The organism is Paenirhizobium selenitireducens ATCC BAA-1503 (genome assembly GCF_900492185.1).
In the GTDB taxonomy this organism is placed as follows: Bacteria; Pseudomonadota; Alphaproteobacteria; order Rhizobiales; family Rhizobiaceae; genus Allorhizobium; species Allorhizobium selenitireducens_A.
In genome coordinates this window covers 83,945-109,040 of sequence record NZ_UEYP01000009.1, presented here as the reverse complement: position 1 = coordinate 109,040, position 25,096 = coordinate 83,945, and the positions used below count along the sequence as shown (strand labels likewise).

Below are 25,096 nucleotides of genomic sequence, written 5' to 3'. Positions count from 1 at the left end.
GCGAAAGGCGTGACAATGAGCGAATTCTCTCTTCTCGACCTCGAACGGATCGTCGCCGACCGGGCCCAGGCCCGGCCTGACGAATCGTGGACGGCAAAGCTTGTCGCGGCCGGACAGTCGAAAGCGGCCAAGAAGCTTGGCGAAGAAGCCGTTGAAATGGTAATTGCCGCGATCAAGGACGACCGCGACAACCTCGTCTACGAGAGTGCCGACCTCCTCTATCACCTGATGGTCGTATTGAAAATCGCCGACATCCCACTTAAAGCCGTGCTCGACGAGCTTCAACGGCGCACGGCCCAGACGGGCTTGAGCGAGAAAGCCAGCCGGCAGGATCCATGACCATAGCGACGCGGGACGCCGAGACGCCAGAGATGCTCGACCACTTCCAGGAGAATGGCTATTCGCCCTATCTGTTCTTCACCTCGGAAGAGTGGTCCCATTTCCGCGCCGATACCCCGCTGACGCTGACCGCGGACGAACTGAAACGCCTGCGTTCGATCGACGACCCGATCGATCTCGACGAGGTCCGCCGCATCTATCTGTCTCTGTCGCGCCTGCTTTCCGCCCATGTCGAATCCTCGCAGCTGCTGTTCCAGCAGCGCAGCCGATTCCTCAGCACGGCGGGGGTTTCCAAGACGCCCTTCGTCATCGGCATTGCGGGTTCGGTCGCCGTCGGCAAATCGACCACGGCGCGTATCCTGAAAGAACTGCTCGCCCGCTGGCCATCGAGCCCGAAGGTTGATCTCGTGACCACCGACGGCTTTCTCTATCCGAACGCCCACCTGGTTCGTCACAACATCCTCAACCGCAAGGGTTTTCCCGAGAGCTACGACATCGGCGCGCTGCTGCGCTTCCTCTCCGCGATCAAGGCGGGCCTGCCCAACGTCAAGGCCCCGGGCTATTCGCACCTGACCTATGACGTCCTACCCAATGAGTATAAGGTCATCGACCGGCCCGACATCCTGATCTTCGAGGGCATCAACGTGCTGCAGTCGCGCGATCTGCCGGCCGATGGCAAGATCGTGCCGATCGTCTCGGACTTCTTCGACTTCTCGATCTATATCGATGCGGACGAGAAACTCATTCACCGCTGGTATGTCGATCGCTTCATGAAGCTCCGACAAACGGCCTTCCGCGACCCGAATTCCTACTTCCATCGCTATGCCACGATCAGCGAGGAAGAAGCGCTGGAGATTGCCGAAGGTCTGTGGAAGAACACCAATCTGAAGAACCTCAGGGAAAATATCCTGCCGACCCGCCCGCGTGCCGACCTCATCCTGCGCAAAGGCGACAACCATCTGGTCGAGCAGGTCGCGCTGAGAAAACTGTAGGCGATGCATAGCCGGCAGTTTGCTCAATAGCCCGCTATCTTTGCTGGATTCACTATCGAGATCAGGGATTGACCCGCCTCAGCGTCAGGTTGATGCGGCCGCCGTTCTTGAGCAGCGTCGAGGTCGACGGATAGATGCGATCGACGCCATGGAAGCAGAGCCGCCCGGCTCCACCGATCACGAAGACATCTCCGCTCCTGAGCTTCAGGGACATGGTCGGGTCCTTGCGATCGGTACCGCCGACACGAAAGAGGCAGGTATTGCCGAGAGAGACGGACAAGACCGGCGCCTCGAGATCCTTCTCGTCGCGATCCTGATGCAGGCCCATTCGGGCGCTGTCGTCGTAAAAATTGACCAAGCACGCCTCGGGCGGCTTGTCTGAGCCGGCAACCCGGTTCCAGATGTCGAGCAGTATGGGGGGTATGGCCGGCCATGGCTTGCCCGTGACCGGATGGGTCGGCTGGTAGCGGTAGCCACGTTCCTTGTCCGTGACCCAGCCGAGTGGACCGCAATTGGTCATACGGACCGACATTTCCTTGCCGGTACGGGGCATGGCAGGCACAAAGAGTGGCGCCTCGGCAACGATCTCGCGGATGCACGCGACCAGTTGCTCCTGGGCGGCGCGATCGAGGAAATCGGGGTGGTAGCTCAGCCCTTCGGGCAGACTGCGCTTTTCTTTCTCAGGCATGGACGAACGGCGGCCCTTCGACCGCCGCCTTCAATGAATATCATGCGGCCAATTCGGGGATACGCAGGACCTGGCCCGGATAGATCTTGTCGGGATCGGTCAGCATGGGCTTGTTCGCCTCGAAAATGACCGTGTGCTTGGCGCCCTTGCCCTTGCCATACTGGGCCTCTGCAATCTTCCACAGATTGTCGCCCTTTTTGACGGTGTAGAAAACAGGCGCCTTGGCCGCGACCGGTGCCGAAGACGGCGAATCGGCGATCTGCAGTTCATCGGCCTCGACCTTGGAAATGCCAAGGGTATTGCCAACCGCGATGACCGCTTTTTCGAAGGCGGACTGGTCCTTGACTGTTCCCTTCAGCACCACCTTGTCGTCGACGACGGCCACTTCCACCTTTTCGGTTCCCAGATTGTGGGAGGCGAGTTCCTTCTTCACAGCCTCGACATCCGGGGCTTCGTCCTCGTCACCGATGCCAAGCTTCTTGCCTGCATTCTTGATAAAATCGAAAAAACCCATGATTTCTCCCTCCGGTCGACGTTGCTCGCCACGAGAAACGGTCATTGAGAGACTAGGTTCCCTTCGTCGAATGGCAAGCTAATTTAGTCTCCGGCCGGCCTGCCGCGCATTTTCTTGACCTCGGAGCGGCCCGACTTTTCCTTCAGCCGGCGCTCGACCGAACCCTTGGTCGGTTTGGTTTTCTTGCGCGGCGGCGGGGGCGGCGCGGCGGCGGCGAGGATCAGCTCTTTCAGGCGCTCCCGGGCATCCTCGCGGTTGCGCTCCTGGCTGCGGAAACGATTCGCCTCGATCATCAGCACGCCTTCCTTCGAGGCGCGCCGTCCGGCAAGCTTGATCGCGTTCTCTTTCACTCTCTCCGACAGGGAGGGCGATCCGGAAATGTTGAAGAACAACTGAACCGCGGTCGAGACCTTGTTGACATTCTGTCCGCCCGGCCCTCCGGCCAGCACGAATTGCTCGGTCAGCTCCCAGCCGGCGAGGGTGATGCGGTTATTGATGAAAAGCGCTTCGCTGGCCATGCTCGGTCTCCGCCTGCTCTATTTCACATTCGAGCGCCGCAGAAAACAGGAAAACCCGGCGGGTGGTTCCGCCGGGTTCAATAAAGCCATGGCTGCCGGTTTATTCGGCCGCGATGTTGACGCTCGGGGCAGCGGCGCGGACCGTGTGGTCGACGTGATCCTCGAACTTGGCGAAGTTGGTGATGAACATCGCCACCAGCTTCTTCGCCTGCGCGTCATAGGCCTCGCCGTCCGACCAGGTCGAACGCGGATCGAGGATCTTGGCATCGACGCCGTCGACGGCGACCGGGACGGCAAAGCCGAAGCTCGGGTCGATGCGCGTCTCGGCCTTCTTCAACTCGCCGCTCAGTGCACCGGCCAGCAAGGCGCGCGTCGCCTTGATCGGCATGCGATGGCCGACGCCATAGGCCCCACCGGTCCAGCCGGTATTGACCAGCCAGCAATCGACATTGTGCTCGGCGATCAGGGCGCGCAGCAGATTGCCGTACTCGGCCGGATGACGCGGCATGAAGGGGGCGCCGAAGCAGGTCGAGAAGGTGGCTTCCGGCTCGGTCACGCCCTTTTCTGTGCCGGCCACCTTGGCGGTGTAACCGGACAGGAAGTGGTACATGGCCTGTTCCGGGGTCAGGCGGGCGATCGGCGGCAGAACACCGAAGGCGTCGGCGGTCAGCATGATGATCGTCTTCGGATGGCCGGCGCGGCCGGTGTCCGATGCGTTCGGGATGAAGTGCAGCGGATAGGCGCAACGGGTGTTTTCGGTGCGCGAGGCGTCGTTGAAGTCGGGCACGCCGGCTTCATCAAGCACGACGTTCTCGAGCACGGTGCCGAAGCGCTTGGTGGTCGCGTAGATTTCCGGCTCGGCTTCGGCCGAGAGGCGGATGGTCTTGGCGTAGCAACCGCCTTCGAAGTTGAAGATGCCGTGTTCGCCCCAACCATGCTCGTCGTCGCCGATCAGCGTGCGCTTCGGGTCGGCCGAAAGCGTGGTCTTGCCGGTACCGGAAAGGCCGAAGAAGACGGCCGCGTCACCCTTCGGGCCGACATTGGCCGAGCAGTGCATCGGCATGACCCCCTTCGGCGGCAGCATGTAGTTGAGCGCGGTGAAGACCGACTTCTTCATCTCGCCGGCATAGGACGTGCCGCCGATCAGAACGATGCCGTTGGTGAAGTCGCAGGCGATGACCGTTTCAGTGCGGCAGCCGTGGCGGGCCGGATCGGCGCGGAAGCTCGGCAGGTTGATGATGGTGAGCTTCGGCTGGAAGTCGTGAAGCGCCGAACGCTCCGGACGGATCAGCAGGTTACGGATGAACAGCGAATGCCAGGCAAGCTCGGTGACGACACGGGTCGGCAGTTCGTTCTCGGCATCGGCGCCACCGATCAGGTCCTGGACGAACAGGTCCCGGCCGGCCGCATGGGCCAGCATATCCTTGTGCAGGATGCCGAAATGCTCGGGCGACATGGGCTTGTTGTTGTCCCACCAGATTTCGCCGTCGGTATGAACGTCGCGGACAATGAACTTGTCCTTGGCCGAACGGCCGGTGTGCTGTCCGGTCACGGCGCACAGCGCACCATCGGCGGTCAGCACGGCTTCGTTGCGGCGAATCGCCTCTTCATAAAGGTCACGCTCACGGAAATTGTAGTAGACGCGGGCCGCATCCCCCAAACCGATCGCCGCGACCCCAACGAGGGGATTATTTACACCAAGCTCCTCCATGAGCGCGCATCCTTTACAATGGGAAGTGAGGTTGAATTTCCGGGAAACTAGTGTCCGAGATTTCAAAACGCAATAAGCAAATCTAAAAACATTCAATAATTTCAAATATTTAATCGATTTAAATAGAAATATGGATTTTTAAATCGGTTTGCACGGGTGGCTTTTGGTTGTCGTGGAGGAGCAAATGCAGCTCATTTGCGCGACGTGAGTGTCGCACCCCTTTATCTTTGCCACAATTTGTTCCACCTTTATCCCCATTAAGCGCATCCTAACGTCGCAAAACCCTGGGCTGGGACATTACCAGGAGCCGCGCTTCATGATGACGGAGACCAATACCATGCAGACGATCGCGCTCGTTGACGACGACCGCAATATTCTCACTTCCGTATCGATCGCGCTCGAAGCCGAGGGATACAAGGTCGAGACCTATACCGACGGTGCCTCGGCGCTCGATGGTTTGCTCGCACGTCCGCCCCAACTCGCGATCTTCGACATCAAGATGCCGCGCATGGACGGAATGGAGCTGTTGCGCCGGCTTCGCCAGAAATCCGACATACCCGTGATCTTCCTGACCTCCAAGGACGAGGAAATCGACGAGCTGTTCGGTCTGAAGATGGGCGCCGACGACTTCATCACCAAGCCGTTTTCCCAACGCCTGCTGGTCGAGCGGGTGAAGGCGATCCTGCGCCGCGCAGCAAGCCGGGAGAACCTGGCAGCCGGCGGCAACGCCAAGACCAGCGCCGAGCAGCAGGCCCGCACTCTGGAGCGCGGCCAGCTGGTCATGGACCAGGAACGCCACACCTGCACCTGGAAGGGTGATCCGGTGACGCTCACCGTCACCGAGTTTCTCATCCTGCAGTCTCTGGCGCAGCGGCCGGGCGTGGTGAAGAGCCGCGACGCCCTGATGGATGCCGCCTATGACGAGCAGGTCTATGTAGACGACCGCACCATCGATAGCCACATCAAGCGTCTGCGCAAGAAGTTCAAGATGGTCGATACCGACTTCGACATGATTGAAACGCTCTACGGAGTGGGCTACCGCTTCCGCGAAGCGGCGTAAGCGCCGAAGCCATCGAGAACGGGCCGGTCGGGCAAAAGGGTAGAGATTGGTCAAGCACGTTTCCGAAGGGGCGATCGACGAACTGGACAGCCTGACCGAACAGCGCCGTTTCCCGGTTCATCCCTTCACGCTCGTGCGCCGGATCTTCGGCCATGCGCTGTTCTCCAGCCTGACCCGACGCATCGTCTTCTTCAACCTCGCCGCCCTGATCGTGCTGGTCGGCGGCATCATGTATCTCAACCAGTTTCGCGAGGGCCTGATCGACGCGCGCGTCGAGAGCCTGCTGACCCAGGGCGAGATCATCGCCGGCGCGATTTCGGCATCCGCCTCGGTCGATACCAATTCGATCACCATCGATCCGCAGAAGCTCCTTGAACTGCAGGCCGGCCAGAGCATCACGCCGGTGCCGAACGACGAGGATCTCGAATTCCCGATCAATCCGGAACGGGTGGCGCCCGTGCTGCGCCGGCTGATCTCGCCGACCCGCACCCGTGCCCGGCTGTTCGACGCGGATGCCAATCTGCTGCTCGACTCGCGCCATCTCTATTCGCGCGGCCAGGTCCTGCGCTTCGACCTTCCGCCGGTCGAGAACGAAACGTCCAGCATCACCGACTGGATCGCCCGCATCTTCAACATGGCCCTGCAGCCTTCCAACCTGCCGGTCTACAAGGAAGCCCCTGGCGGCGACGGGTCGATCTATCCGGAAGTGATGAATGCGCTGACCGGCGTGCGCGGTGCCGTGGTGCGGGTGACCGACCAGAGCGAACTGATCGTCTCCGTCGCGGTTCCGGTGCAGCGTTTCCGTGCCGTGCTCGGCGTCCTGCTTCTCTCCACCCAGGCCGGCGACATCGACAAGATCGTTCATGCCGAACGGCTGGCCATCCTGCGCGTCTTCGGCGTGGCGGCCCTGGTCAACATTGTCGTTTCCCTGCTTCTGTCGTCCACCATCGCCAATCCGCTGCGGCGGCTGGCGGCGGCCGCCATCCGGGTCCGCCGTGGCGCCAAGGAGCGCGAGGAGATTCCGGATTTCTCCGCGCGCCAGGACGAGATCGGCAATCTCTCGGTGGCCTTGCGCGAAATGACCAATGCGCTCTACGACCGTATCGACGCGATCGAAAGCTTCGCCGCCGACGTCAGCCACGAGTTGAAGAACCCCCTCACCTCGCTGCGCAGCGCCGTCGAGACCTTGCCGCTCGCCAAGAACGACCAGTCACGGCAGCGGCTGATGGATGTGATCCAGCACGACGTGCGGCGGCTCGACCGGTTGATCAGCGACATTTCCGACGCCTCGCGCCTGGATGCGGAACTGGCGCGCAGCGACGCCCATCCGGTCGACCTTGAAGTGCTGCTGTCGAGTCTGGTCGATGTGTCACGGCAGATCCGCAGCACCAAGAAGCCCGTCGAACTCGACTACATCATCGACCAGAAACCGGGGGCGAAGGCGCGCTTCATCGTGCCCGGCCACGATCTGCGGCTCGGACAGATCATCACCAATCTGATCGAGAACGCCCGCTCCTTCGTGCCGGAGGTCGGCGGCAAGATCACGGTCAAGCTCTCGCGGACGCGCGGACGCTGCCTGATCGTGATCGAAGACAATGGACCCGGAATCCAGGCCGAAGACATCGACCGCATCTTCGAGCGTTTCTATACGGACCGCCCGGAAGGCGAGAGTTTCGGCCAGAATTCCGGGCTCGGCCTGTCCATCAGCCGGCAGATCGCCGAAGCGCATGGCGGCACCTTGAAGGCCGAGAACATCATCGAGCCGGCAAGCGGCCGCATTCTTGGCGCCCGCTTCATACTTTCGCTGCCGGTCGAGGCAGCGGCGTGAGCCCGCAGGGCGCCAATATCCATGCAACGGCGATCGTCGTCGGCACGACCGGACTTGTCTTTCTCGGCCCTTCCGGATCGGGGAAATCGCAGCTCGCCTTTGATTGCGTCGCCGAGGCCCGTCTGCATGGTCGCTTCGCGGCGCTGGTGGCGGATGACCAGGTCTTCATTTCCCGCTTCGGCACGCATGTCGTGGCGTCACGACCGGCCACGATCCGAGACATGATCGAACTGCGTCACGGCGGCATAGCGAGGGTCGCCAGCATTCCCAGGGCCGTGCTTCACTATGCCGTTCTTCCCGTTGCGCGGCAGAACGCGGAGCGATTGCCCCCCAGAAAGCCAGGGGTGACCCTTTGCGGCGATATATCCCTGCCGGCGCTTCATGTTCCGACCGACCTTCGCTTGCCCTTTTCCTTCATAGATGCCTTGATCTCATCCTGAATTACGCTCCGCCCGGTACAGGTGGATATAGTTTGGGCTTGAACTTCGGATTTTCATCGCCAAGATGGCGGCCCACCGATGGACGAAGTACCTGCGTTGCGTTATCTCCGCCATCTGTCTGCGCAGGCAAGGGGTAATAGAAGAATGATCGGACTTGTGCTTGTCACCCATGGCAAGCTGGCTGAGGAATTTCAGCATGCGGTAGAGCATGTCGTTGGCCCGCAGAAATTCATCGAAACGGTTTGCATCGGCCCGGATGACGACATGGATCAGCGACGCCAGGACATTCTGGACGCGGTGATGCGTTCCGACGACGGCCATGGCGTGATTATCTTGACCGACATGTTTGGCGGCACGCCCTCCAACCTCGCCATATCCGTGATGAACACCGGCCGGATCGAAGTCATCGCCGGCGTCAATCTGCCCATGCTTATCAAGCTCGCCGGGGTCCGCGGCGACAATAACATGGAGAAAGCCCTGGCGGACGCATCCGATGCCGGACGCAAGTATATCAATGTCGCCAGCCGCGTTCTCAGCGGCAAGTGATCGATTCGAAGGCCTTTCATGCCGCATTCCCGGGAACTCCTCATCATCAACAAGCGCGGTCTGCATGCCCGCGCGTCGGCGAAATTCGTCCAGGCTGTCAGCAGTTTCGACGCCACGGTCCACGTGACCAAGGATGGCACGACGGTCGGCGGCACTTCCATCATGGGGTTGATGATGCTGGCCGCGAGCCCTGGATGCTCCATCCTCGTGACCGCCACGGGCAACCAGGCCGCTGAGGTGCTTGATGCCCTGGAGGCGCTGGTGGCGGACAAGTTCGGCGAGGAAATATAGTCCTTACCCAACCATATAAAGACATAAAGACTTCTTTATGTCTCCTTGCCTTCCTCGGCGATCCCTGCTAAATCCAGATCAGAAACCCGTCTTTTGCAGAGGGGTCACGCATGGTGCTTGCCTTTCGTTCGATGCGGAACCGGGGCTGCGCCGTCATCCTAGCCGGGAGCGCTTCATGACCGCACACAACGACTATATCGTCGCAGACATTGGCCTTGCCGAGTTCGGCCGCAAGGAAATCGCCATTGCCGAGACGGAAATGCCAGGGCTCATGTCCTGCCGCTCGGAATTCGGGGCAAGCCAGCCTCTCAAGGGCGCCCGGATCACCGGTTCGCTGCACATGACGATCCAGACCGCCGTCCTGATCGAGACGCTGGTGGCGCTCGGTGCCGAGGTCCGCTGGGCATCGTGCAATATCTTCTCGACCCAGGACCATGCCGCTGCCGCCATTGCTGCCGCCGGCATCCCGGTCTATGCCGTCAAGGGCGAAACGCTCGAGGATTACTGGCAGTATACCGACCAGATCTTCCAGTGGCGTGACGGCGGCCTATCCAACATGATCCTCGACGACGGCGGGGACGCCACCATGTATATCCTGCTCGGCGCCCGTGCCGAAGCGGGCGAGGACGTCCTTTCCAATCCGGGATCGGAAGAAGAAGAAATCCTCTTCGCCCAGATCAAGAAGCGTCTTCAAGCGTCGCCGGGCTGGTTCACCAGGCAGCGTGATGCGATCAAGGGCGTGACCGAAGAAACCACGACCGGCGTTCATCGCCTCTATGAATTGAGCAAGAAGGGCCTTCTCCCCTTCCCCGCCATCAACGTCAACGATTCCGTCACCAAGTCGAAGTTCGACAACAAGTACGGCTGCAAGGAATCGCTTGTCGACGGCATTCGCCGCGGCACGGACGTGATGATGGCCGGCAAGGTCGCCGTCGTCTGCGGCTATGGCGACGTCGGAAAGGGCTCGGCCGCTTCGCTGCGCGGCGCCGGTGCCCGCGTCAAGGTGACGGAAGTCGATCCGATCTGCGCGCTGCAGGCCGCCATGGACGGCTTCGAGGTCGTGACGCTGGAAGACGTCGTCGCCTCGGCCGACATCTTCATCACCACGACCGGCAACAAGGACGTTATCCGCATCGAGCACATGCGCGAGATGAAGGACATGGCGATCGTCGGCAATATCGGCCACTTCGACAACGAGATCCAGGTCGCGGCGCTTCGCAATCTGAAGTGGACCAATGTCAAGCCGCAGGTGGACATGATCGAGTTCCCGAAGGGCAATCGCATGATCCTTTTGTCCGAGGGGCGGCTGCTCAACCTCGGCAATGCCACCGGTCATCCTTCCTTCGTCATGTCGGCCTCGTTCACCAACCAGGTTCTGGCACAGATCGAGCTCTATACGAAGCAGGGCCAGTACCAGAATCAGGTCTATGTCCTGCCCAAGCATCTCGACGAGAAGGTCGCGCGCCTGCATCTCGAAAAGCTCGGCGTGAAGCTCACCGAGCTGTCGGAAGAACAGGCCGCCTATATCGGCGTAACGCCAGCCGGTCCGTTCAAGGCTGACCACTACCGCTATTGATATTCTTCTGGATATCTACCAAATCTAGTGGTCGCAGCCTTGACAAAGGCTGCGACTTCTTTTTTGGGACCGACCCTTCCCGCAGATTCCCTTAGGCAGTATTGTTTTAGGACTTGATTCGTGGCGCTCCCGGCAGGTGCGTCGACGAAGTGGGATGTCTTGTCGACGATGCGGCACATAGGACGGAGACAGACCGAGGATGTCGGTAAAAAAGAGCGGCCCGATCCATCGGGACAAGGCAGGGGTTATCGATACCCGTGCTTCTGATCCGGGCAAGGATACCCGTGCGAAAAGCACCTTCGTCGGTGAGAGGCTTCGGTCGCGTTCCGAACGCGGTCTCATGCGGCGGTTGTGGACGGCCTGCATGGGCGGAACGATCCTGACGGCGCTTTTCGCACCTACGCTGGCACAGACCAAGTCCAGCCTTCCTCCGGCGGAGAAACTGTTCACATCGGTCGAGATGGTCGGCTATGCGCTCGTGCTGGGTATTCTGTCGGCGGCGATGCTTTCTGCGGGCTGGCTGATAAGGCAGCGCGGTCGGCTCGAGGCCGAAGGCGCCGAGATGCGCTCGGCACTTTCCGACGCCAACCAGCGCATTTCCCGCTACCAGGCCCTGATCGCCGACAAGAACCGTCGGATCGTGATCTGGGACGGACAGAACGGCAAGCCCGAATTTCTCGGCCAACTGCCGGCCGAAACCGGTGCGCCGCAGACCGACAGCGAATTCCTGGCCTTCGGGCGCTGGCTGAAGCCGGCCTCGGCGAGCGAACTGGAAAAGGCGATCGAGGCCCTGCGCCACAGCGCCGAGAGTTTTGACGTGATCGCCGAGACGCATCGAGGCGAAGTCATCGAGGTCCAGGGCCGCCTCTCCGGCGGCCGGGCCTTCGCCCGTTTCGTCGCTCTCAACAATCTGCGGGCCGAACTCGCGGAACTGAAGATCGAGCGCAATCGCCTCAGGAACTCCATTGCGACCTTCGAATCCTTGCTGGACGCGATCGAGCAGCCCGTCTGGCGGCGGGATGCCGAAGGCCATCTGACCTGGGTGAACCACGCCTACAGCGAAGCGGTCGAGGCGGGATCCCCCGATCAGGCCGTTCGCGAGGGCCGCGAGATTCTCAACACGCTTACGCGAGAAAAGATCAAGGCCGCGGCGACGCCCGAATCGCCATTCCATGACGTCGTATCGACCGCGGTCCGCGGCAAGCGGACCTTCTTCGATGTCGTCGACATCCGCGAACCGTCCGGCTCGTGCGGAATGGCCGTCGATGTCAGTGGCGAGGAAGCGCTGCGCGAGGAACTGGCGCGCACCTTGAAGAGCCATGCCGAGACGCTCGAGCACCTCGAAGCGCCCGTTGCCATCTTCGACCGCGATCGGCGCCTGCAATTCTTCAATCAGCCGTTCCAGAAGCTCTGGGACCTCGAGCCGCTATTCCTCGAATCGCGGCCCGATCACGGCGAACTGCTGGATCGGCTGCGTTCGGCGCGCAAACTGCCGGAACAACTGAGCTGGAAGGCGTGGAAGGAGAATACGCTCTCTGTCTACCGCTCGCTCGAGACCCAGACCGACCTGTGGCACCTGCCCAACGGCCAGACGCTGCGCATCATCGCCTCGGCCCATCCGCAAGGTGGCGCAACCTGGGTATTCGAGAACGTCACGGCGCAGTTCGAACTTGAAAGCCGCTACAACACGCTGCTCCGGGTTCGTGGCGAGACTATCGACCACCTGTCCGAAGGTGTGGCTGTATTCGGTCCCGATGGACGAATCGAGCTGTCCAACCCGGCCTTCCGTGCGCTTTGGGGAATCACCGAGGCGGATTCGAAACAGGGCACCCATATCAAGGCGATCGAGGCCGCCTGCGCGCCTTCCTATGACGGCGCGGACGGCTGGAAGGCCTTCGCCAAGATGATTACCAGCTTCGAGGACGAGAGGCCGTCGAGCCAGGGCACGCTGGAACTCTATTCCCGCCTGGTTCTCGACTACGCGGTGACGCCGCTGCCGAACGCCCAGACGATGCTGACCTTCGTCAACAAGACCGACAGCGTTCTCGCCGAACGGGCGCTCAAGGAAAAGAACGAGGCGCTGCGCAAGGCCGACGAGCTGAAGAACGACTTCGTCCAGCACGTCTCCTACGAACTGCGCTCGCCGCTGACCAACATCATCGGCTTTACCGACCTGTTGAAGACGCCGGCGATCGGTCCTCTCAACGAGCGCCAGTCGGAATATATCGACCACATCTCCACCTCCTCGTCGGTGTTGTTGACGATCGTCAACGATATTCTCGACCTGGCGACGGTCGATGCCGGCATCATGCGGCTCGACTATGCCGATATCGATCTCACCGACCTGCTTGACGACGTCTCGATGCAGATGACCGATCGGCTGCAGGAGAGCAATGTCTCGCTCGAGATCGCCGCTGCCGCCCATCTCGGCCATATCGTCGCCGACCAGCAGCGGCTGAAGCAGATCCTCATCAAGATCCTCACCAATGCGGTGAATTTCGCACCGGAAGGCTCGACCATCGAGCTGAAGTGCTGGCGCGAGGATTCAGATTTCGTCTTCACGGTTCACGACAACGGCTGCGGCATGTCGAAGGACATGCTGGCAACCGTGTTCAACCGCTTCTCGACCAACGGCAAGAGCGGAAAGCGCAGCGGCGCCGGTCTCGGCCTTTCCATCGTCGAGAGCTTCGTCAACCTGCACAACGGCACCGTTTCGATCGACAGCGAGCCGGGTCGGGGCACGACCGTCTCCTGCCGCATTCCCTCCGCGATTGTCGAACCGCAAGCCATCGCCGCCGCCGAATGACCGACACGCCATCGAGCCTCTCCCTGACCCTTGCGACCGAGGCGGATACCATTCGTCTCGGCGAGGAGCTGGCTCTGGTGGTGAAGCCAGGCGACTGCGTGGCGCTTTGGGGTGATCTCGGCGCCGGCAAGTCGACGCTGTCACGAGCCCTGCTGCGGGCGATGGCCGACGACGACTATCTCGAAGTGCCGAGCCCGACCTTCACGCTGGTTCAGAACTACGACCTGCGTATCTCCGTGGCGCATTTCGATTTGTACCGTCTCGCCGATCCCGCCGAGCTCGAGGAAATCGGCTTTGCCGATGCGCTCGACACCGGCGTCTGCCTCGTCGAATGGCCCGACAAGGCCGGCACCAGCCTGCCGGCAAAGCGCATCGACATAACATTCGGCTTCGATGTCGGCGGCGGGCGCCAGGTGACGATCACCGCGCCCGCGTCGAAGATCGCCCGGATCGAACGCGTGCTTTCGATCCGTCGCTTCCTTGACGCGCATGGCTACACCGGCGCCCGTCGCCGGCATCTGACCGGCGATGCCTCGACCCGCGCCTATGAATACATCTATCCGGCGGACGGCGGCACCCGGCGCATCCTGATGGACGCGCCTCGCCAGCCCGACGGCCCGCCGATCCGCGACGGAAAACCCTATTCGCAGATCGTCCATCTCGCCGAAGACGTCTATCCCTTCGTCGCCATCGACCAGGCGTTGCGTGAACGCGGATTTGCCGCGCCTGAGATCTTTGAGCGGGATTGCGAGGCCGGGTTACTGGTGATCGAGGATTTCGGCCCGGATACCGTTCTCGACGGAGACGGCAAGCCGATCCCCGAGCGCTATCGCGCCAGCGTCGCCTGCCTGGCCGCCCTCCATGCCACCCGCTTCGAGCGGGACATTCAGATCGAAGCCGGTCTCGTGCACCACGTTCCCGACTATGATCGGACCGCCATGAAAATGGAGGCCGAACTGCTGATCGACTGGCACCTGCCGTGGAAGCGGGACGGTGCCCCGGCAACGCAGGCGGAACGAGCCGAGTATCTGGCGATCTGGGACGACCTGATCGACCAGCTTGCCACCGCCGAAAAGACACTGGTCTTACGCGATTTCCACTCGCCGAACATCATCTGGCGAGGCGAGCAAGAGGGTATCCAGCGGATCGGCCTGATCGACTTCCAGGACGCGATGATCGGTCCCTCGGCCTATGACCTGGTGTCGATCGTCCAGGACGCCCGCGTCACCGTCGAACGCGACCTTGTCGACCAGTTGATGGCCGACTATCTGGCGCTTCGCCGCAGCGAGCCCGGATTCAACGAGGCGGACTTCCGCAGGGCCTGGGCCATCATGTCGGCGCAGCGCGCCTGCAAGCTCAACGGGCTCTGGGTTCGCCTGATGAAGCGCGACCACAAGCCCCGCTACATGAAGCACATGGACCGGACGCTTTGGCATCTTTCGGTCGCCTTCGAACATGAGGCGCTTGCCCCCTTGCGCGACTGGTGCGCAAGGGTTGGAATCGGCGAAACCGAATCACGTCCGCAGGCACGATGAAGATCACCAACGCGATGGTACTCGCAGCCGGGCTCGGCACCCGGATGCGGCCGATTACCAATAGCATGCCGAAGCCGCTGGTTGCGATCGCCGGCAGGCCGATGATCGACTATGTGCTCGATACGCTGGTTGCCGCCGGCGTCGAGAGGGTCGTGGTCAATGTGCACCATTTCGCCGAGCAGATGGAATCCCATCTCGCCGGTTATCGCGGGCTGGAGATCCTCATTTCCGACGAGCGTGCGGCGCTGATGAATTCCGGCGGCGGACTGGTCAAGGGGTTGAAGCTGCTGGATCGCTCGCCAGCTTTCGTGATGAATGCCGATTTGTTCTGGATCGGTGAGAAGCCCGGCGGCAGAACCAATCTCGAGCATCTTGCCGATGTCTTCGATCCGGCCCGCATGGACATGGTCCTGCTTTGCGTGCCGCTCGAGCGGACCACCGGGCACAACGGCAAGAAGGACTTCTCGCTTGGTGCAGATGGAAGGCTCAAGCGTTATGCGGACGGCGATCCCAATCCAGTCGTCTATGCCGGCGCGATCGCACTTCTGCCGGAACTGTTCGACGACGCCCCCCAGGATGCCTTCAACCTCAACATCTATTTCGACCGGGCCATCGCCCGCGGACGGCTCTACGGCGTCGAGATGGCCGGCCAATGGCTGACCGTCGGTACGCCGGAGGCGATCGGCGAGGCGGAAGAGACCATCCGGCGTTTCGGGAATGCCAGCGGCGAGGGAGCCTGATGATGGCGGGGACGCATCGACCGCGTGTCCTGACGATACCGGCGGGGCTACCCTTCCTCAAGCTGCTGGCCGAGCGACTGCTCGACGGCACGCTCGCACCGGACTGGCGCTATGACCCCGCCGATCCGCTTTCGCTCGCCAAGGTGACGATCCTCGTTCCCACGCGCCGCGCGGCACGTGTGCTGCGCGCCGAATTCGTCGAACTGCTCGGCGGACGCTCGGCCATCCTCCCCGTCATCCGGCCGCTCGGAGAAACGGATGAAGACAGCGGCTATTTCGAAGCCGACCAACCCGCGCTCATCGATCTTGCACCGCCGGTCAGCAGTACCGTGATGCTGCTGGAACTGGCGCGCCTGATCCTTGCCTGGCGAAACCAGTTGCCGGCCATCGTCCGCAGCATTCATGCCGATACCCCTCTCGTCGCGCCGGCAAGCCCCGCCGATGCCGTCTGGCTGGCGCGCGCGCTCGCCGAACTGATCGATGCGGTCGAGACCGAAGGCTGCGACTGGGCCGATCTCGTCAAGCTCGACGTGCGCGACTTCGCCTCCTGGTGGCAGTTGACCGTCGAGTTCCTGAAGATCGCAACCGCCTTCTGGCCGGCCCGCCTGGAAGAACTGATGCGCTCGTCGCCGGCCCGCCATCGCGATGCCGGCTTGAGGGCGGAAGCCCAGCGTATCGGCCGGCTCGACCCGGGTCATCCGGTGATCGTCGCCGGTTCGACCGGCTCGATACCGGCCGCCGCCGAACTGATCGCCGCCATTGCCGCACGTCCCGATGGCGTGATCGTCCTGCCTGGCCTCGACACCAGCATGCCGCCAGAGGATTGGTTGAAGGTCGGGCTCGAGCCGGACGCTGGAAGGCCAGCCGACCCGGCCAGCCGCGGCCATCCGCAATACGGCCTCCACCGACTGCTTCGCCAGTTGCAACTGGACCGGCTGGAGGTCGAGCCGCTGGGAGCGGCGGATCCCATGCTGGCCGATCGCGCCGAAATCCTGTCACGCGCGCTGGCGCCGGCTGGCGCCACCGATGGCTGGCAGGCCTGGCGCAGCGCCTTCGGCGAGACACGGATTCACCAGGCCTTCTCCGAGGTGGCGCTGATCGAGGCCGCCAACGAGCGCGAGGAGGCCATGGCGATCGCCGTGGCACTTCGTCTTGGCCTTGAGCATCCGGGGGCAGACGGCGGCGAAAGCCGGGTGGCGCTGATCACGCCGGACCGCGCGCTGGCCCGCCGGGTCACGGCCGAGCTTGCCCGGTTCGGTATCCTCGCCGACGATTCCGCCGGCACGCCGTTCAGCGCAACGCAGCAGGGCATCTTGACGCAACTGCTTCTGGAGGCAACGCTGCGGCCCGGCGATCCGGTGCCGCTCGTCTCGGTTCTCAAACATCCCCTCGCCCGCTTCGGCATGGACCCCACGCTCTACCGCGAGGCGGCCGATGCCCTGGAAATGATCGCCCTTCGCGGCGGCATCGAGCCGGTTGACCTCGCCACGCTCGCCGCGCTGTTCGACAAGAGGCTGGCAGAGCATCGGGGCGACCGCCACGCGCCGCAGTGGCGCCTTTCCTTGGCCCCGGCGTCCATCGAGGCGGCCCGCGACCTCGCCGAGCGGATCGCCAGGGCCGTAGAGCCGCTGGTGGGCGTTCTTGTCCGCGTCGCCGATGGCCGAACTCTGACCGACAAGTTGCCGCTTGGCGAATGGGCGGAGCGGACCGGCCGCGTTCTCGAAGCCGTCTGCGGCGACGAACGCGGCGACCTCTCGGCCCTCTGGTCCGACGAGGCCGGTGAAACACTGGCGAGCCAGCTTGGCGAGATCATCGCAACCGACGGTGAGATCATTGCCGACGGCCCCCAGTGGATCGACATCTTCGGCGCCCTGACGGCGAGTTCAGCCGTGAAGCCGCGCGCCATGCGTCATCCGCGCGTCTTCGTCTTCGGCACGCTCGAGGCGCGTCTTCAAAGCGTCGACATGCTGGTGATTGGCGGGCTCAACGAGGGCTCCTGGCCGGGACAGACTACCAACAACCCTTTCCTGTCGCGCATGATGAAGACCGAGATCGGGCTGGAACCGCCCGAGCGGCGGATCGGCCAGCTCGCGCATGATTTCGAGATGGCAAGCGGCACGCGTCGCCTGGTCTATTCGCGCGCCCTTCGCCAGGGCTCGGCCCCGACGGTCGCCTCGCGTTGGTTGCAAAGGCTACTGGCCCTCTCCGGCAGCGATCTGGAACGGCAATTGAAAACGCGGGGCGACCTCTACCGGCACTATGCAGCGCTTCTCGACCGGGCCGCACCACAGGCGCCGGCGCAACGCCCCGCCCCGAAGCCGCCGGCCGAACTGCAGCCGACACAATTCTCCTTCAGCGAGGTCGGGCGGTTCCGCCGCGATCCCTACGCACTCTATGCGCGGCGCATCCTCAAGCTCGACCCTGTCGATGGATTCAACCAGGATCCGGGCGCGGCGGAGCGCGGCACGCTTTATCACAAGATCGTCGAGCGTTTTGTCAGCGAAGGCCACGATCCGGCAAGCGCGCAAGCGCCTGCCGCGATGCAGCGGATCGTCGACGAGTTGTTTGACGCCGAACGCTTGCCGATCCATATCGACATCGTCTGGCGACAGCGTTTCGCCAGCGTCGGGCGCGCCTTCATCGAATGGGAACGCGACCGTCGGCCCGAGATCCGCAAGACCTTCACCGAGGTGCGCGGCCGGATCGAGCTTGCCAACGGCATTACCCTGTCCGGTGTCGCGGACCGGATCGACGTCAAGGGCGCGCATCACGCCGATATCATCGACTACAAGACAGGCCTTAGCCCCACTCCCCCGCAGGCCCGCAGTCTGCTCGATCCGCAACTGGCACTGGAAGCCGCGGCACTCCAGGCCGGCGCCTTCCGCGACGCGGGCCGGTTGACGCCGGACAATCTTCTCTATGTCCGCCTCAAACCCGCAGACAGCCTGATCGTCGATTCCGTCAACAACGAGCTTTCGGGTCGCGGCGACAACAAGAAGTCGGCGGTTGAGCTCGCCGGGCAATCCGTCGAGGAACTTGCGCGATTCGTCGAGGCGCTGCGAAGCGGCGAACGCGGCTATGTCTCGCGCCTGATCCCGGCGCAGCAGAACGACTTCGGCGGAGAATACGACCATCTGGCACGCGTGGCGGAATGGTCGACGGCCGATACCGAGGAGCCGGGCAATGACGAATGACGAGGCAGCACTGCCATCCGGCGATGATCCGGCCGTCTGGCTCGACTGGACCAGCCTGCAGCAGGCCGTGGCCTCCGACCCGGCGAGATCGGCCTGGGTTTCGGCCAATGCCGGTTCGGGAAAAACGCATGTTCTGACCCAGCGGGTCATCCGCCTGCTGCTTGCCGGCGCAAGGCCGTCCTCGATCCTCTGCCTGACCTATACCAAGGCCGCCGCTTCGGAAATGTCGAACCGCGTCTTCTCCCGACTGGCAGAATGGGCGACGCTGTCGGACGAAGAACTGGCCAGCCGGCTTTACGCGATCGAGCAGCGGCAACCGGACCGCCTCAAGCTGGCCGAGGCCCGGCGACTGTTTGCCCGCGCGCTGGAAACCCCCGGCGGCCTGAAGATCCAGACCATCCACGCCTTCTGCGAGGCGCTGCTGCATCAGTTCCCGCTGGAAGCCAATGTCGCCGGCCATTTCACCGTTCTCGACGACCGGGCCGCCCATGCGGTTCTGGCGGAAGCCCGCCGCTCGCTATTGACCGCCACATCGTCGGAGGATGATGCCGTGCTGGCGGAGGCCTTTTCCCAGGTCTTGAGCATCGCCGACGAGAGCGGGCTTGAGACGCTGCTGGGCGATCTCGTCGCCAACCGCCATGCCGTGCGCGCCTTCGTCAAGGCAGCGGAGACGGCCGGCGGGGTGGATGTGCTGCTGCGCCGGGGACTGGATATTGCCGAAGGCACCAGCGAGGACAGCCTGCTTGCGCAGGCCTGGCCCCTGCCTTCGCTCAATGGACCGACGCTGACCGCTTATATCCTGTTGGCGCGGGAAAAGGGAAATCCGACGGTCAGTGAGGTTACGGATCTCCTGGAGAGCGCCGCGCACGAGCCCAACCCGCGCAAGCGGCTCGGCATCGTCGAGGCGGCGTTCTTCACCAAGGGAGGAAAGCCGAAGGCGGACAGGTCGCTGATCGCAGCGGCAATGACGAAGGCGAACCCGCAGCTTCACGAAGCGATCGTCGCAGCGCGCGAGCATCTGGCCACCTTCCAGGATCGCCTGCGCATTTTTCGCATGTACCAGGCGACCATGGCCGCCTTGACGCTGGCAGGGCGCCTGGACGAGGACTACGAGGAGCTGAAGAAGAAGCGCAGCCAGCTCGACTTCGAGGACCTGATCGTTCGCACGGCCGAGCTTCTGCTGCGCAGCGATGTCGGTCCCTGGGTCCACTACAAGCTGGACCAAGGCATTGATCATATCCTCGTCGACGAAGCCCAGGATACCAGCCCCGTTCAATGGTCGGTCATCCGTTCGTTGCGGGAGGATTTCTTCTCCGGCGAAAGCGCCCGCAGCCTGACACGCACCTTCTTTGCCGTCGGCGACGAAAAGCAGTCGATCTATTCCTTCCAGGGCGCCAGGCCCGAACGCTTTTCCGAGGAGGCGAAGTCGACCGCCCGCGCCGTGGCTGCCGGAAGCCAGGTGTTCAGCCCTGTGCGCCTGCCGCTTTCCTTCCGCTCGACCTTGACCGTGCTGTCGGCCGTCGACCAGGTCTTCTCGGTTGCCGGCAACGCCCGAGGACTGAGCGCCGGTGGCGACAGCGTGGTCCATATGTCGAGCCGGATCGGCCATCCCGGTGCAGTCGACTTGTGGAGCATGATCGCGGCGGAAAAGTCCGATACGTCCGAGGACTGGACGGCGCCCTTCGACGCGACGCCGGAAAGCGCGCCATCGGCGATCCTGGCGCGGCGCATCGCCTTTACGATCGAGCAGTTGCTCGGCAAGGAAACCATCATCGAGAAGGGCAAGCGGCGCCCGATCCGGGCCGGCGACATCCTCGTCCTGGTTCGGAAGCGCGACAATTTCGTCAATGCCCTCACCCGCGCGCTGAAGCGGCGCGACAATATCCCGGTTGCCGGTGCCGACCGGCTGAAGCTGACCTCGCATATCGCCGTGCAGGATCTGCTGGCACTCGGCCGTTTCGTTCTCCTACCGGCGGACGATCTTTCGCTTGCCGCCCTTTTGAAGAGCCCGCTGTTCAACCATGGCGAGGAGGATCTGTTCGACCTCGCCGCCCATCGACCGGCGGATTGTGGTCTCTGGGCGCATATGCGCAATACTGCAGCCGATGCACCGGGCCTCTGGAATGAGACCGTCAGGCGACTTGAAGCCTTCCTGGCCCTGTCGCGATCCCTGCCCGTGCATGATTTTTATGCTCGCGTACTGGGCGTTCATGGCGGCAGGCGGGACTATCTTGCCCGCCTGGGCTCGGAAGTGAGCGATATTCTCGACGAATTCCTGAGCTTTGCCCTGGCCTTCGAGACCGCCGGCCTGCCCGGCTTGCAGGCCTTCGTCTCGACGCTGGAAACGGAAGCGCCGGAGGTCAAGCGCGAGCAGGACAAGGACCGCGACGAGGTCCGGATCATGACCGTCCACGCCTCGAAGGGGCTCGAAGCGCCGATCGTCTTTCTCATCGATGGCGGCGGAAAGCCCTTCAATCAGAATCATCTCGCAAAGTTCCGCCTGATCGAGGGCGGACATGGCCCCTCACCGCTTCCGGTCTGGGTACCAAACAAGACGCTCTCCAATACCCTGATCGATGCCGATGTCGAACGACGCCGGCAGATGGCGGAAGAGGAATATCGCCGACTTCTCTACGTCGCCATGACACGGGCCGCCGACCGGCTGATCGTCTGCGGTTATCGCGGCGTGAACGACCCGGGCGAGGTCTGGCACCAGATGATCGCCGATGCTCTGCGCGACAAGACGGATTTCTGTCGGCCGGTTGAATATTCCAGTCCGGACGGAGCCTGGGACGGATTGGCCTGGCGCCTGCCCGACGCCGCGCGGGAATTCGAAAGCGAAACGGAGGCGCTTGCCGATCGGCCGGAGGAGGTCTTGCCCGACGAATTGCTCCGTCCGCTTGCGGCCAGCCCGGGCCTGCCACGCCCGCTCAGCCCTTCCGGCGCGGGCGCCCTGGTCATCGACGAAGTCGATGATGCGCTCGTGACATCGCCGTTGTTCAGCGGGCGTGAGCCCGCCGGCATTGCCCTGCAGAAGGGTCGCCTCGTACACCGCATGCTGCAAATGCTGCCGCAACTTCCTGCGTCCGAGCGCGAGGCCGCTGCGCGGCGCTATGCGGCGCGGGCGGCCCGTTTCTGGCCGGCGCGGGAACGCGACGCGCTGGTGCAAACAATCATGGCGGTGCTGGAAAATCCCGATCTTCGTTCGGTCTTCTCCGATGATGGGCAAGCCGAGGTCTCGGTCATGGGCAGCTTCGTGCTGAACGGCGAGGAGCGCGCCGTGTCCGGGCGGATCGACCGCATGGCTGTCGTGGCCGGGCGGGTGGTCCTGGTGGACTACAAGACCAACCGCTCACCCCCTCGCAGTCCCGCCGAGGCTCCGCTCTCCCATCGCGCGCAGCTCGCCATCTATCGCGAAATCCTGCGTCCGCTCTATCCCGTGCATGGCTTCGACTGCCTTCTGGTCTACACCGAAACCGGGACCGTGATCACCCTGGACGATGACACGCTGTCGCAGTCCCTTGCCGCGCTCAAGCCATCGTGAGATACCGCATATTGAAATTTTGCGGCGAGACATCACATATCTGGTTACAAATCGATACCGGCAAAGGAGCAGCCCATGGCTACGGTAAAAGTCGACAATTCCAATTTTCAGGCTGAAGTTCTCGATTCGGCGGAACCCGTCGTCGTGGATTTCTGGGCCGAATGGTGCGGCCCGTGCAAGATGATCGGTCCGAGCCTGGAGGAAATCTCCAACGAACTTGCCGGCAAGGTGAAGATCGTAAAGGTCAACATCGACGAAAATCCGGAAATCGCCGCCAAGTTCGGCGTGCGCTCGATCCCGACCCTTGCCATGTTCAAGGGTGGCGAAGTGGCCGACATCAAGGTCGGCGCAGCGCCGAAGACCGCCCTGTCGAGCTGGATTTCCAGCGCCGCCTGATCTGCGGGCTCATCGTCATACAGAAAAGCCGGGCTTGCCCCGGCTTTTTTCATTTGGGCGGCGTACCATTGTCGGCCAGCACATTGCCGACGAGATAGAGCGAGCCGCCGATCAGGATGCGCGGCGGCGGGGCGGCGGGATCGACCCGCTCGCCGATCTCGCGAAGCGCATCGGCAACCGAAGCCATCGGCGCAGCCACAAGACCCGCATCAAAGGCCGCATGGGCCAGAGCGACGGGATCGAGCGCCGCATCCGTCCCACGGATCGGCACGGTGAAGACGTCCTGGGCTATGTCGGCGAAGGCACGGAAATAGCCGACCGGATCCTTGGTGTTGATCATGCCGGTGATCAAGTAGAGCGGTCGCGACTGGCGCTCCTCGAAACCGGCCATCGCTTCGGCAATCACCTCGCCGGCACCGGGATTGTGGCCGCCGTCGACCCAGATTTCAGCCCCAGCAGGCGCTTCGGCCACCAATCGGCCCTCGGTCAGCCGCTGCAGTCGACCCGGCCATTCGACGGAGGTCATCGCCATTTCCGCCATGGCCGGCGACACCTCGAAGCCGGCGGCCTTCACGGCACGGATGGCTGCGGCGGCATTGCCATACTGGTGTCGACCCGGAAGGCGCGGCAAGGGAAGGTCCATCAGGCCGAATTCGTCCTGGTAGACAAGTCGGCCAAACTCCTCGTGCGCGCCATAGTCCTGACCGAAGACCGCCAGTGGGCAGCCCAGCCGCTCGGCCGTGGTCACGAGTACATCGCGCGCCGACTCATATTCCTGCTGTCCGATCACGACGGGAAGCCCGCGCTTCATGATCCCCGCCTTTTCGGCGGCGATTAGCTCGACCCGGTCGCCGAGATAGGGCTGGTGGTCGAGCGAGATCGGCATGATGACCGAGACGGCCGGCGCGGTGATGACATTGGTCGCGTCGAAACGCCCACCGAGGCCGACCTCGATGATGGCAACGTCGGCCGGTTGCTCGGAGAAGAGCAGGAAGGTCACCGCCGTGAGGATCTCGAACACGGTGATCTGCTCGCCGCCATTGGCAGCCGCGACCCGTTTCAGCGCATCGGCAAAAAGCTCATCATCGACGAACTGGCCTGGCCCGCCCTTGACGCCGATCCGATAGCGCTCATGCCAGCGCACCAGATGTGGCGAGGTGTGGACGTGCACGGAAAGGCCCTTGGCTTCGAGAAGCGCCCGGCAGAAGGCCGTGACCGAACCCTTGCCGTTGGTTCCGGCCACATGGATGACCGGCGGCAACCTGTCTTGCGGATTGCCGAGCAGTTCCAGCAGCCGGCGAATACGCGTGAGGGAGAGATCGAAGCCCTTGGGGTGCAGGCCCAGAAGCTCGTCGATTATCTGTTCTGCCTTGCTGAAGGCGGGCTCGGCCATGTTTGAAAATTCCGCTGCTTCGCCTCGATCGGCAGAAGGATTCCGGCTCAGGCCGAAACCTTCTGCGGTTCGGCCTTTGCAGCCGGCACGAGTTCGCCGACCGCCGCCGGACGCTTCAGCATGATCTTCAGCACCCGCGCCAAGAGCGACGGGATCTCGTGACGCTTGGCCACCATGTCGATCATGCCGTGTTCCAGCAGGTATTCGGAGGTCTGGAAGCCTTCCGGCAGCTTTTCGCGGATCGTCTGCTCGATCACCCGCTTGCCGGCGAAGCAGATTTCCGCACCCGGCTCGGCGATGTGCAGGTCACCCAGCATGGCGTAGGATGCCGTCACGCCACCGGTGGTCGGATTTGTCAGCACGACGATGTAGGGGAGACCGGCCTCCTTCAGCATGTCGACCGCGACCGTGGTGCGCGGCAGCTGCATCAGCGACAGGATGCCTTCCTGCATGCGTGCGCCGCCCGAGGCGGGGAACATCACCAGCGGGCACTTCTCGGCGAGCGCACGCTCAAACGCCTTGACGATCGCCTCGCCCGCAGCGATGCCGAGCGAGCCGCCCATGAAGTTGAACTCATGCACCACGGCGACGAGCTTCACGCCCTCGACCGTGCCGACACCGGCCAGGATCGTGTCTTCCTGGTCGGTCTTCACCCGGCTGTCCTTCAGACGATCGGCATATTTCTTCGAATCACGGAACTTCAGCGGATCCTGCGCCACCTTCGGCTGCGTCAGGGCCTCGAAATGACCGTCATCGAAGAGATCGACCAAACGGGCCTTGGCCGGCATCTTCATGTGATAGCCGGAGGCCGGGATCACCCACTTGTTCTCTTCGAGATCCTTGTGGAAGACCATCTCGCCGGTTTCGGGGCACTTGATCCAAAGATTGTCGGGAACCTCGCGGCGGCCCAGCATGGAATTGATCCGCGGCCGCACGTAATTGGTAATCCAGTTCACTTGACTAACTCCTGACTGTCCCAGGCCAT

20 protein-coding genes are annotated in these 25,096 nt (G+C 62.9%); 14 read left to right on the top strand and 6 right to left on the bottom strand.

Annotated features, from left to right (window positions below; translation table 11 throughout):
* The first annotated feature begins 15 nt into the window (after positions 1–15).
* A complete protein-coding gene (locus RHIZ70P_RS15900; protein WP_115671455.1) occupies positions 16–339 on the top strand; it encodes a phosphoribosyl-ATP diphosphatase in 324 nt (107 codons plus the stop codon).
* Positions 336–1,331 carry a type I pantothenate kinase gene (gene coaA, locus RHIZ70P_RS15895; protein WP_115671454.1) on the top strand — a complete coding sequence of 332 codons (996 nt, stop codon included), beginning with the start codon at positions 336–338 and terminating at the stop codon, positions 1,329–1,331. The genes RHIZ70P_RS15900 and coaA overlap by 4 nt, the downstream gene beginning before the upstream one ends.
* A gap of 61 nt (positions 1,332–1,392) precedes the next feature.
* Here the strand turns inward: coaA and RHIZ70P_RS15890 are convergent, their stop codons facing one another.
* The 4 genes from RHIZ70P_RS15890 to RHIZ70P_RS15875 all read right to left on the bottom strand — a co-directional run bounded on the left by RHIZ70P_RS15890 (position 1,393) and on the right by RHIZ70P_RS15875 (position 4,762).
* On the bottom strand, positions 1,393–2,019 hold the full coding sequence (locus RHIZ70P_RS15890) for an alpha-ketoglutarate-dependent dioxygenase AlkB family protein (protein ID WP_115671453.1): 627 nt from the start codon (positions 2,017–2,019) through the stop codon (positions 1,393–1,395).
* Positions 2,020–2,059: 40 nt separating this feature from the next.
* Positions 2,060–2,533, bottom strand: a complete 474-nt coding sequence (gene lysM, locus RHIZ70P_RS15885; RefSeq protein ID WP_115671452.1) for a peptidoglycan-binding protein LysM — start codon at positions 2,531–2,533, stop codon at positions 2,060–2,062.
* A gap of 83 nt (positions 2,534–2,616) precedes the next feature.
* Complete coding sequence (gene arfB, locus RHIZ70P_RS15880) at positions 2,617–3,051, bottom strand: alternative ribosome rescue aminoacyl-tRNA hydrolase ArfB (protein WP_115671451.1); 435 nt, start codon at positions 3,049–3,051, stop codon at positions 2,617–2,619.
* Between the two features lie 100 nt (positions 3,052–3,151).
* On the bottom strand, positions 3,152–4,762 hold the full coding sequence (locus RHIZ70P_RS15875) for a phosphoenolpyruvate carboxykinase (protein WP_115671450.1): 1,611 nt from the start codon (positions 4,760–4,762) through the stop codon (positions 3,152–3,154).
* 337 nt (positions 4,763–5,099) lie between these two features.
* On the opposite strand from RHIZ70P_RS15875, the gene RHIZ70P_RS15870 reads away from it, so the two are divergent.
* The 12 genes from RHIZ70P_RS15870 (at position 5,100) to trxA (ending at position 22,718) form a co-directional block, all read left to right on the top strand.
* Positions 5,100–5,822 (top strand): response regulator transcription factor, encoded by a 723-nt coding sequence (locus tag RHIZ70P_RS15870; protein ID WP_195949971.1) that lies wholly within the window; start codon positions 5,100–5,102, stop codon positions 5,820–5,822.
* Between the two features lie 46 nt (positions 5,823–5,868).
* On the top strand, positions 5,869–7,650 hold the full coding sequence (locus RHIZ70P_RS15865; RefSeq protein ID WP_115671449.1) for a sensor histidine kinase: 1,782 nt from the start codon (positions 5,869–5,871) through the stop codon (positions 7,648–7,650).
* A complete protein-coding gene (locus tag RHIZ70P_RS15860) occupies positions 7,647–8,090 on the top strand; it encodes an HPr kinase/phosphorylase (RefSeq protein ID WP_115671448.1) in 444 nt (147 codons plus the stop codon). Before RHIZ70P_RS15865 ends, RHIZ70P_RS15860 begins: the two co-directional genes overlap by 4 nt.
* Before the next feature lie 144 nt (positions 8,091–8,234).
* Positions 8,235–8,636, top strand: a complete 402-nt coding sequence (locus tag RHIZ70P_RS15855) for a PTS sugar transporter subunit IIA (RefSeq protein ID WP_115671447.1) — start codon at positions 8,235–8,237, stop codon at positions 8,634–8,636.
* An 18-nt stretch (positions 8,637–8,654) separates the two neighbouring features.
* Positions 8,655–8,927, top strand: a complete 273-nt coding sequence (locus tag RHIZ70P_RS15850; RefSeq protein ID WP_115671446.1) for an HPr family phosphocarrier protein — start codon at positions 8,655–8,657, stop codon at positions 8,925–8,927.
* A 175-nt stretch (positions 8,928–9,102) separates the two neighbouring features.
* A complete protein-coding gene (gene ahcY, locus RHIZ70P_RS15845; RefSeq protein ID WP_115671445.1) occupies positions 9,103–10,503 on the top strand; it encodes an adenosylhomocysteinase in 1,401 nt (466 codons plus the stop codon).
* A 364-nt stretch (positions 10,504–10,867) separates the two neighbouring features.
* Entirely contained in the window at positions 10,868–13,309 is a 2,442-nt protein-coding gene (locus RHIZ70P_RS15840) for an ATP-binding protein (protein WP_419178305.1), read from the top strand.
* Positions 13,306–14,844, top strand: coding sequence for a tRNA (adenosine(37)-N6)-threonylcarbamoyltransferase complex ATPase subunit type 1 TsaE (gene tsaE / locus RHIZ70P_RS15835; RefSeq protein ID WP_115671444.1), 1,539 nt, complete (start codon positions 13,306–13,308; stop codon positions 14,842–14,844). The genes RHIZ70P_RS15840 and tsaE overlap by 4 nt, the downstream gene beginning before the upstream one ends.
* Positions 14,841–15,584, top strand: coding sequence for a nucleotidyltransferase family protein (locus RHIZ70P_RS15830; RefSeq protein WP_115671443.1), 744 nt, complete (start codon positions 14,841–14,843; stop codon positions 15,582–15,584). The genes tsaE and RHIZ70P_RS15830 overlap by 4 nt, the downstream gene beginning before the upstream one ends.
* Positions 15,585–15,586: 2 nt before the next feature.
* Entirely contained in the window at positions 15,587–18,778 is a 3,192-nt protein-coding gene (addB, locus tag RHIZ70P_RS15825; protein WP_115671442.1) for a double-strand break repair protein AddB, read from the top strand.
* Entirely contained in the window at positions 18,768–22,322 is a 3,555-nt protein-coding gene (gene addA / locus RHIZ70P_RS15820) for a double-strand break repair helicase AddA (RefSeq protein ID WP_115671441.1), read from the top strand. The genes addB and addA overlap by 11 nt, the downstream gene beginning before the upstream one ends.
* Positions 22,323–22,397: 75 nt before the next feature.
* Complete coding sequence (gene trxA, locus RHIZ70P_RS15815) at positions 22,398–22,718, top strand: thioredoxin (protein WP_115671440.1); 321 nt, start codon at positions 22,398–22,400, stop codon at positions 22,716–22,718.
* A 49-nt stretch (positions 22,719–22,767) separates the two neighbouring features.
* Here trxA and RHIZ70P_RS15810 read toward each other — a convergent pair whose 3' ends face one another.
* Together RHIZ70P_RS15810 and accD are read right to left on the bottom strand one after the other, a co-directional pair.
* Complete coding sequence (locus RHIZ70P_RS15810) at positions 22,768–24,111, bottom strand: bifunctional folylpolyglutamate synthase/dihydrofolate synthase (protein ID WP_115671439.1); 1,344 nt, start codon at positions 24,109–24,111, stop codon at positions 22,768–22,770.
* A 47-nt stretch (positions 24,112–24,158) separates the two neighbouring features.
* The gene (accD, locus tag RHIZ70P_RS15805) at positions 24,159–25,067 is read right to left on the bottom strand and encodes an acetyl-CoA carboxylase, carboxyltransferase subunit beta (RefSeq protein ID WP_115671438.1); all 909 of its coding nucleotides are present in this window, start codon (positions 25,065–25,067) and stop codon (positions 24,159–24,161) included.
* Positions 25,068–25,096 lie beyond the last annotated feature (29 nt).

Excerpts from the sequence above, each read along its gene's own strand:
- lysM (WP_115671452.1), bottom strand. The coding sequence starts at position 2,533 with ATGGGTTTTTTCGATTTTATCAAGAATGCAGGCAAGAAGCTTGGCATC.
- ahcY (WP_115671445.1), top strand. The coding sequence starts at position 9,103 with ATGACCGCACACAACGACTATATCGTCGCAGACATTGGCCTTGCCGAG.
- addB (WP_115671442.1), top strand. The coding sequence starts at position 15,587 with ATGGCGGGGACGCATCGACCGCGTGTCCTGACGATACCGGCGGGGCTA.
- RHIZ70P_RS15840 (WP_419178305.1), top strand. The coding sequence starts at position 10,868 with ATGGGCGGAACGATCCTGACGGCGCTTTTCGCACCTACGCTGGCACAG.
- arfB (WP_115671451.1), bottom strand. The coding sequence starts at position 3,051 with ATGGCCAGCGAAGCGCTTTTCATCAATAACCGCATCACCCTCGCCGGC.
- RHIZ70P_RS15900 (WP_115671455.1), top strand. The coding sequence starts at position 16 with ATGAGCGAATTCTCTCTTCTCGACCTCGAACGGATCGTCGCCGACCGG.
- trxA (WP_115671440.1), top strand. The coding sequence starts at position 22,398 with ATGGCTACGGTAAAAGTCGACAATTCCAATTTTCAGGCTGAAGTTCTC.
- coaA (WP_115671454.1), top strand. The coding sequence starts at position 336 with ATGACCATAGCGACGCGGGACGCCGAGACGCCAGAGATGCTCGACCAC.
- RHIZ70P_RS15855 (WP_115671447.1), top strand. The coding sequence starts at position 8,235 with ATGATCGGACTTGTGCTTGTCACCCATGGCAAGCTGGCTGAGGAATTT.
- RHIZ70P_RS15810 (WP_115671439.1), bottom strand. The coding sequence starts at position 24,111 with ATGGCCGAGCCCGCCTTCAGCAAGGCAGAACAGATAATCGACGAGCTT.
- RHIZ70P_RS15870 (WP_195949971.1), top strand. The coding sequence starts at position 5,100 with ATGCAGACGATCGCGCTCGTTGACGACGACCGCAATATTCTCACTTCC.
- RHIZ70P_RS15850 (WP_115671446.1), top strand. The coding sequence starts at position 8,655 with ATGCCGCATTCCCGGGAACTCCTCATCATCAACAAGCGCGGTCTGCAT.
- tsaE (WP_115671444.1), top strand. The coding sequence starts at position 13,306 with ATGACCGACACGCCATCGAGCCTCTCCCTGACCCTTGCGACCGAGGCG.
- RHIZ70P_RS15875 (WP_115671450.1), bottom strand. The coding sequence starts at position 4,762 with ATGGAGGAGCTTGGTGTAAATAATCCCCTCGTTGGGGTCGCGGCGATC.
- addA (WP_115671441.1), top strand. The coding sequence starts at position 18,768 with ATGACGAATGACGAGGCAGCACTGCCATCCGGCGATGATCCGGCCGTC.
- RHIZ70P_RS15890 (WP_115671453.1), bottom strand. The coding sequence starts at position 2,019 with ATGCCTGAGAAAGAAAAGCGCAGTCTGCCCGAAGGGCTGAGCTACCAC.
- RHIZ70P_RS15830 (WP_115671443.1), top strand. The coding sequence starts at position 14,841 with ATGAAGATCACCAACGCGATGGTACTCGCAGCCGGGCTCGGCACCCGG.